Below are 7,192 nucleotides of genomic sequence, written 5' to 3'. Positions count from 1 at the left end.
CTCTCAAGTGCCGCCCCCGTTGTGCTGTGCTCTTCCGACGCGGTGAGCTGCTCTGTCCCCATCTGGATCCACAGCGGCGAACCCGTATCTTGATCGGCCGCGTCAGACGGCGTGTCAGCCCCTGCGCCGCCCCAGGCCAGGTTCCGGAAGTCCTGCGAACTGCCCCGTTCGTGCAGCCCAGAGGGCGCATTGAACGCCAGCAGCGCGGCACCATAGCTGTCATAGAGCGGCGCTGACGGTTGATAGGTGACTTCACCGCTCTCCGATCGCGCGCTCAACGCCCACCAAGTGCTGCTGCCGCCATCCTGCGCCTCAACCTCAACCTCAGCCAGCCTGTAGAGGTGAGCACCTGAGATTACCCCATGCTCTCCGTCCGCCATGACATAGTTGCCATCCATCAGGGTGAAGGTCGCATCATCAGCCTCGCCGTCAACAGAGACCACGTAGATCTCAAGTGGTCCGCCCGTGGCACCGGCGTTGCCCACGCTGGCAATCAACACCTCCATATCGCCTGACATGTCGCCGGTGAAGTGAAGTCTGTCGTTGCCCGTGCCGTCCATACGCGCATCCAGCGCAAAGAGACTTGTTCCTGAACCGGTGTAATCGCCCTCAACTCTGATCTCATCCCCCGTACTCCCGTCCTGCACGCTGAAGACCACGGAGCCCTCATTGGTCACTTTAGGACCTGCGATGGTCATGCCCCCTTTCCCGCCGAACGCGCGGAACGCGGACCCGGCGTCGATCGAGAGATCCATATCCACTGTAGTAACCCCAGACAGGCTCAGCGTCGTGGCATTCAGCGTGACGCTCTCCCAATTGAGGAAGTTATCCGTTGTGTTGCTGATGGTCTTGCCATGCAAGGTCAGCCGATCGTTATTGCCTCCACCACCATCCAGAACGTGGGATCCGTCATAGGTGCTTGCGGCAAAAATCGTGACGGTATCGTCACTCTCACCGCCATAAATGCCACCGGCGAAACTGCCATCTTCTATCTCTAGGATATTGTCACCCCCCACAAGACGAATATCCCCAGTGAAACGGCGGCCTCCCAAACTCAAGGTATTGTCGCCCTGACTGCCATAAACATCTCCGGTGATGCTTCCATCTGTCACAATCAGGGTATCGTCACCGGCATCAAGACGAATATCGCCGATGATGGTCCCTTCTGAAGTAATAGTCGCAGTGCCATCGTCCTCTGGTTTCACCGAACCAGAAAATCCGGCCGTATGGGTCTGAATTGCAATGCCAGACCCAGCGGACGCAGCCACCGTGGCGGTGCTGGTGATGACAATCGTCCCGCGGTCGCTGGATATCGTTCGGATCGCGGCGTCGCCTCCTCCTGACCCACCCGTCACAGACCCGGCCACGTCTATGTCAAAGCCTCTTGCGCCTAATAAAACCCCATCCACGACATTCCCTGAAACGAGAATCCCGTCTGAGCCCGATCCTTTAGCCTCGACCCTGGCATGCGTCCCCAGCTTGACAATCGCCTTCGCCCGCGACTCGTTCGCCGCATCGCTAGCGCCCTCCGATTCCGCCCAAATGCCGTGAGAATTTTTCCCAACCGTGGTGATTGAACCACCCTCCATGTCCACGGTCAGGTCGCCGGAACCATTGGTGTCCACGTGAATCCCATGGGAGCCGTGGAAGGCGTCGGGGAGGTTCTCCGTCCGGATGGACCCTCTCGTCATTATCACCTTCACCCCGTTTGTATTGTCGGAGTTGTTGGTGTGGTTCTGGTTATCAATCCGCGCATAAATCGCGGAAGCATTATCGGCAGTCGTGGTGATACTGCCGCCGTCCATTCTCACCAGCGCTGTGCCAAGGACGCCATTGGCCTGCGCATACATCCCATGGGCATTTTGACCGTTAATGATGATCGTCCCGGCACTCATTTTTGCCTCAGCCACCCCCGCAGCCGCCGCTCTCCCGTCTGCGGTGGTCTGATTGTCGGAGGGGATGGCGAACGCCTGAAGCCCGTGAGATTGGTTTCCATGCGTGGTGATCGTGCTGTTGCGGTCATCCTTTTCATCCATTTCCGCAGTCGCATTGCCAAGGCCATTGTTAAACGCCCGAACCCCGGATGAATTGTTACGGATCGTCTCGATCTCACCTCCGGTCATTAACGCCATTACCTTGGCCACACTATCTTTGTTGCTCGCCATCGCCGCCGAAAGAGCGTGCGCGGACCCGCTCTTTGTCTCTCCATTTATCACTACCGCCTCCCCATATGTGGTGATTTTGCCGCCAGACATATGCACGAATGCCTCGGCCTCTTGGGTGGTGTTACGGGTCGTTGCACGGGTCGTTGCCCGCACACCAACCCCCTGAAAATTCCTCGTCTGGATCTCACCTCCAGTCATTAACGCCGCCGCCTGACCTTCATAATCCGCCCTATTGTTGTGGACAGATGCATTAACCGCGAATGTCTCGCCTCGGCCCGCCTCTGTCACGACTAAGCCGTCACTCATTTTCGCAATCGCATTGCCAAAGCCACTGGTGAACGCCGAAACTCCCTCGTTAAAATTACCGCCAGTAATAGTAATCTTTCCTCCGTCCATGACCGCCGTCGCATCGGCTTCATTCCTGGTGGCAATGTCGACGTTACCGTTGTCAATCCGCGCCCTAAGCGCACCAGAACCACTATGATTTATAGTGATTTCCCCGTCACCACTCAGTCGGGCGTCCACACTTCCAGTACCTGTGGTGCGCGCCGAAACCCCGTGGTTATTACCATGATTGTTCGTGGCGTTGACGGTCCCGTTCCGCATGTGCACAAAAACATTCTCGTCACCCCCATAATCCACGTCCACCCCCCAGCCGAGCACATTTAATCCAGGATCGGCTGGCAGTGTCAGGGTGTGCACAACGTCGCCGCTATAGACGATGCCAGAAGCGTAGGTCGTAGCGGGACATGTGGCCACGCCTGTGGACGCATCTTCAGTACACGCGGCCTGTGCTGCGCTGCCCGTGCACAACACCGCAGCCGTCGCCACGACCGAAAGCCCGGGCGCAATGCTCGCTACCCGGCCCTTGAACTTCGTCAAGCGACCAGCCCGAACCGAGACGCTAAGCGAGTGAAGAGCGGGCTGGGTGTCTGAGGACTGGTTTGTCATTTTGAAACTCTCCTGTGAGCGGCATTGAGCACAATCGAGGCAAGGCACCGCCCTGCCCGTCAGGCGGTCAGTGGATTGGCATAATTGCGGGCATAGGTATGGGGATCGACATCAGCCGGAGGCGTTGTTTGAGCCTCAACCGGAAGCGAACTACAGTTGGCGGTCGGCCGCGTTGCTTTCGCGCCACCCGTTCTGATCGGGGCAAAACGTGTAAGGGGGTTGCAGCTGATCTCGCGCCGGGATCCACCATCACAATGGTTCGGAGACGATCGCGTCAAGCCATCCGATCCGGAAACCGCGATCAGATCACCAATTGCTCCATGTGCGATGGCCGGCCTGCGGCCGGGTGTCAAATTATCAGGATGCGGAAATCGATAAGTGCTGCGGCCTACGCCGGAGCGCCGCGCCTGATGATCTGATGATACGGCAGCTTCACCACAAGCGCAAGTAACATATTGAATTTATTGCGTATATTTGTGATTTTTTTGTCGAGCATGTGGTGGGCGAGCCATTCGTTTCCTACCCAACACTAGAACCCCCTTGCCGCATTGGGAAATACTCCAATCCTATATTTGAATAGGCATCAGCTATGGGAAACCGGCCGCTGGCATACTTTCAGTTCGCGAAAATTGCCTGGCTGTTTGATCCCACAATTTGAGGGTGTGGTCTTTTATGGACGGGAAGGACGCATCAAGCCCAAACGCCAGAAGTTCAGTCGCAGTTCTGCTCGACATCGCAGGGGCAACCCATATCAGGATCGCGCAGGTGGCCTTCGATTTCCATCAAGCGCAGCACGCCATCATTGGGGCGTGGATCACAGAGGTATTTGATCAAGGCCTCTCGCGGAATTCAGGCCACGCCGCGACACACAAAAGCCGTGCCAAGGAGGCACGGCTTGCTTTTTTGCGATATTACCAATTTTCGATCAGAATCTGAAGGCCGCCCTGAGAGCCAGTGTGTCAAGCGCGACGTCAACATCTTCATCTTCTTCAAACGTGGCACGTCGTGCGAGATACTCTGCCCCGATGACGAAGTTGTTCCCGAGATCGTAGTCAGCGCCAACGCCAATGCTGAACCCGTTTGTATCGCTGTCAGTTTCTGATCCTGAGTCACGCGAAATGTTTGCTTTGATATGCGAGAATCCTGCGACACCATAAAGCAAGATGTCGTTGACGGCGTAGCCAGCACGGCCTTTTAGTTCAACGATGTCATAGTCTACACTGAAGCCTTGTTCATCAAACTCGTGTTCGAGATCGGGCGCGCGTTGGAGAGCAACCTCGCCGCCAAAAACGAGATCTCCGGTCTGTACACTGTAGCCACCGAACACACCAAAAGCAGTACCCGGGTCAGCCTCGGAACTCCCCTCAAAGTCACTCGACAACTCACTTGTAACGGTTGAGCCAAGTGAGAGGCCGGCATATGCACCGTTCCAATCGGCAAGCGCATGCGTTGGCAACGCGGTCGCAAGGGCCAATAAAGCAGTTCTTACATGATAGGTCATTGATTATTCTTCCAAAGCGCGATGGGTTAGGTGATGTTGGGGTATCTTTACTCACGACGCCTGAATTGTCTGCAACTGCGCTCCTGTGACATCCAATTCAAACTGATGATCTCTCGACGTTGATCCGGCGCGCAGCCCGAACACACCGATGATGCGTGGAAACCTGATGCTGTTTTCCCAGCCATCCCCTGAGGTCTTGCTGCTTGAGGTTTGTTGTGTCATTGCCCGTAAATGCGCTCAATTCAATTCGTCTGATACCCAGCATTAGAGGCAGTTCGCCCTATGCGAAAATACTGAAATCCTATATTTGGATAGACATCAGCTATGATGACCCCGGCGCCTGCCAGACTTTCGTTTCGTCAACCCGGCCTGGTCAAGTTCTTCACGGTGAATCCACTGGTGCAAAAGCCCCAAGGCGCATGTTCATCATGCCAAAAGCAATCTGCGTCGCGCACTTCACCCGGGCGGGAAAACCGCCTGAGGACATGCGAGCGGGGGATGCGAGTCATGGACACGCGATGTCCATGGCGCATTCCTTATGCGTTTGCGCGCCGCATGGCGGCCATCTTTCACAACCTACTCACAGTGGTTCCGGGGCTCGTTTTTACCGCCATATCTTGACAGTTGCCATGCGCCAGAAACCCGTTCTGAGCAGACCAGGCTAAGCCGCCCTACAGGGCTAAAGCCATGCATGCGCAAAGACATCGTTTTTCTGGTGGAAGATACGGTCTCATAGCTGATACCTATTAAAGTATAGCATCTCGGTATTTCTCAATACGGCAACCTGGTCCTAGAGTTGGGTGTATGAGGCGTTGGATGGACACTTCCGTTAACCACCCACCACCACTCACACCCTCCCTCGCCTCTCGGGGGAGAGGCCGAACTAGGGACTATCCGCCCGAGGCAGGGAAAGGGGGCAACGGCTACAGCGCTGTTGCTCCCTAAACTCAAATTAGATCGTTGTTTCGAGTGGAAAATATCCGAATGCGTTTGCATTTCGACATGGAAGTTTGCTCAGATGCTTGATCGGCAATCGCCAATATCCACGATGAGTATGGACTTTGACTTGCCGCTCGGGCGGCTCACCAATCCAATTGATCCATCGCGTCCGTCGCGACACACCGATCCAAACAGCAGCGCTGGCGCGAACTGTACCCTTCCAACGCCCGGTTGGGGCTGTGCCCCGGCCTGGCGGCAGCACACCTTATTTCTACCACATCCTGCAACAACAAAACTGGAACCAGACCTCGATGATCAGAATCGGTAATTTCACCGCCTGCATTGGTGCTTGTTGCCTTGTCGTAGTCGCGTTTGCCGGATCGATGGCCAATGCGGACATCGAAACGGGGCCAGCCAGCGTCGAGCAAACCCGCACTCTGGTTATGGAGCTCTTCCAAGAGCTGCAGAGAGACGTTCTGGCAGGTCACACCGGGCTCAGAGACCAGTTTTACGACGGCGGTGTTCGGCTGAATGAAGTCCGGGGAATGGCGCGCGTCGCGGCATGGCTGCGACCTCGCTTGGCACCTATGGATATCCACGACGTGGTGGAGCATCAGCTCGAAGAGCGAAACAGGTGCGATCTCACAGCCACGCGCATGGTCAATGGTGCCCCGCGGATGCTCGTCATTGAGGGCAAAGGCCAATGGCACCGAGATCTATTTGGGGCAGCTGCTACGCAATTGGCGGATCGTTACGCCATGCATCCGGACGCTGATGAACAGGGTATTTACCTTGTTCTTTGGTATGGTCCCGGAGAGGTTGTTGCCGGATCAAGCCGTCACGGATTTCAGTCCGCCGAAGACCTTCGGGCTGCGATCAAAACGGAATTTCCGGATGACTTGCGTGGCCGCATAGATGTGTATGTGCTCGATGTCTCGCCTGCAAGCGACATACCCGCTTGAGCTAGCCAACAAGGCCGAGAACGGCGGCCGCTGAATGTCCACTTCTGCCGTCAGCTGCTATGTCTCTCGCAACTGCAGCTAACGGCAGATTCCCGCCGGGCCTGCTGTATGTCTCAAATCACTGACTTCAAAACGACGCGTCCACTTCGGGCTGTCTGCGGCTGGGACCCCAGAGCCAAAGGCGTTTGATGCCGAGATGTCGTTTCAGGTGGGCGAGCAGCACCTCAAATCTTTTCCGTCGTCGTCGGCTCTCGTCATTAAGCGGCTGTTCCGCGCAACTTGCGAACGATTTGACGTGCTTCCTCGCCCATATGGCAACTGACGGTCCGAAACAGCGTGTCGGTGCGGGCCTTCTTGATCAGGCATGCACTGCAGTTTCTTTCCCGGCAAAGTAGCTCTTGATCGGCGTAGCAGCAGTCTCCGCGGGACGTCGAATAATAGAATTATCCTATCAAGCCATTGGTTTTTGATATTTTATATCGGCAACCAACTCTGATTAACTTGGTTAAAGGACCTGAAGAATCGACCTTTCTCTGGCGCTAAAGCGTTTCGGGATTAGTTTGAGGCATATCCGGCAGCCTTGAAGTAGTTCCAGCACTCTGTGGGATCGTATAAGTCGCAGATTTGGCCGATGGCTTCGAATACAGCAGTGAACGAGCGGGCACCGACGCGGC

Annotated in this window: 5 protein-coding genes; 1 reads left to right on the top strand and 4 read right to left on the bottom strand. The window is 56.0% G+C overall.

All coding sequences use genetic code 11. The features are described from left to right. The 4 genes from ACFWW2_RS00230 to ACFWW2_RS00215 all read right to left on the bottom strand — a co-directional run. On the bottom strand, positions 1 to 3,116 hold a 3,116-nt coding region (locus ACFWW2_RS00230; protein ID WP_393925354.1), incomplete at its 3' end, for a pertactin-like passenger domain-containing protein. A 711-nt stretch (positions 3,117 to 3,827) separates the two neighbouring features. Then, positions 3,828 to 3,950: a hypothetical protein gene (locus ACFWW2_RS00225; RefSeq protein WP_393925353.1), complete on the bottom strand. Its 123-nt coding sequence runs from the start codon at positions 3,948 to 3,950 to the stop codon at positions 3,828 to 3,830. 91 nt (positions 3,951 to 4,041) lie between these two features. After that, on the bottom strand, positions 4,042 to 4,617 hold the full coding sequence (locus tag ACFWW2_RS00220) for an outer membrane protein (RefSeq protein ID WP_393925352.1): 576 nt from the start codon (positions 4,615 to 4,617) through the stop codon (positions 4,042 to 4,044). Between the two features lie 51 nt (positions 4,618 to 4,668). Further along, positions 4,669 to 4,839 carry a hypothetical protein gene (locus tag ACFWW2_RS00215; RefSeq protein WP_393925351.1) on the bottom strand — a complete coding sequence of 57 codons (171 nt, stop codon included), beginning with the start codon at positions 4,837 to 4,839 and terminating at the stop codon, positions 4,669 to 4,671. Between the two features lie 1,028 nt (positions 4,840 to 5,867). Between ACFWW2_RS00215 and ACFWW2_RS00210 the strand changes: the two genes are divergently transcribed. Next, the gene (locus ACFWW2_RS00210) at positions 5,868 to 6,518 is read left to right on the top strand and encodes a hypothetical protein (protein ID WP_393925350.1); all 651 of its coding nucleotides are present in this window, start codon (positions 5,868 to 5,870) and stop codon (positions 6,516 to 6,518) included. The last annotated feature ends 674 nt before the right edge of the window (positions 6,519 to 7,192 follow it).

It is taken from the genome of Yoonia sp. R2-816 (genome assembly GCF_046762905.1).
Classification (GTDB): Bacteria; Pseudomonadota; Alphaproteobacteria; order Rhodobacterales; family Rhodobacteraceae; genus Yoonia.
Note: the sequence above shows the minus strand (reverse complement) of the source record. Positions and strands in the feature narration are given on the sequence as shown.

Excerpts from the sequence above, each read along its gene's own strand:
- ACFWW2_RS00215 (WP_393925351.1), bottom strand. The coding sequence starts at position 4,839 with ATGACACAACAAACCTCAAGCAGCAAGACCTCAGGGGATGGCTGGGAA.
- ACFWW2_RS00210 (WP_393925350.1), top strand. The coding sequence starts at position 5,868 with ATGATCAGAATCGGTAATTTCACCGCCTGCATTGGTGCTTGTTGCCTT.
- ACFWW2_RS00220 (WP_393925352.1), bottom strand. The coding sequence starts at position 4,617 with ATGACCTATCATGTAAGAACTGCTTTATTGGCCCTTGCGACCGCGTTG.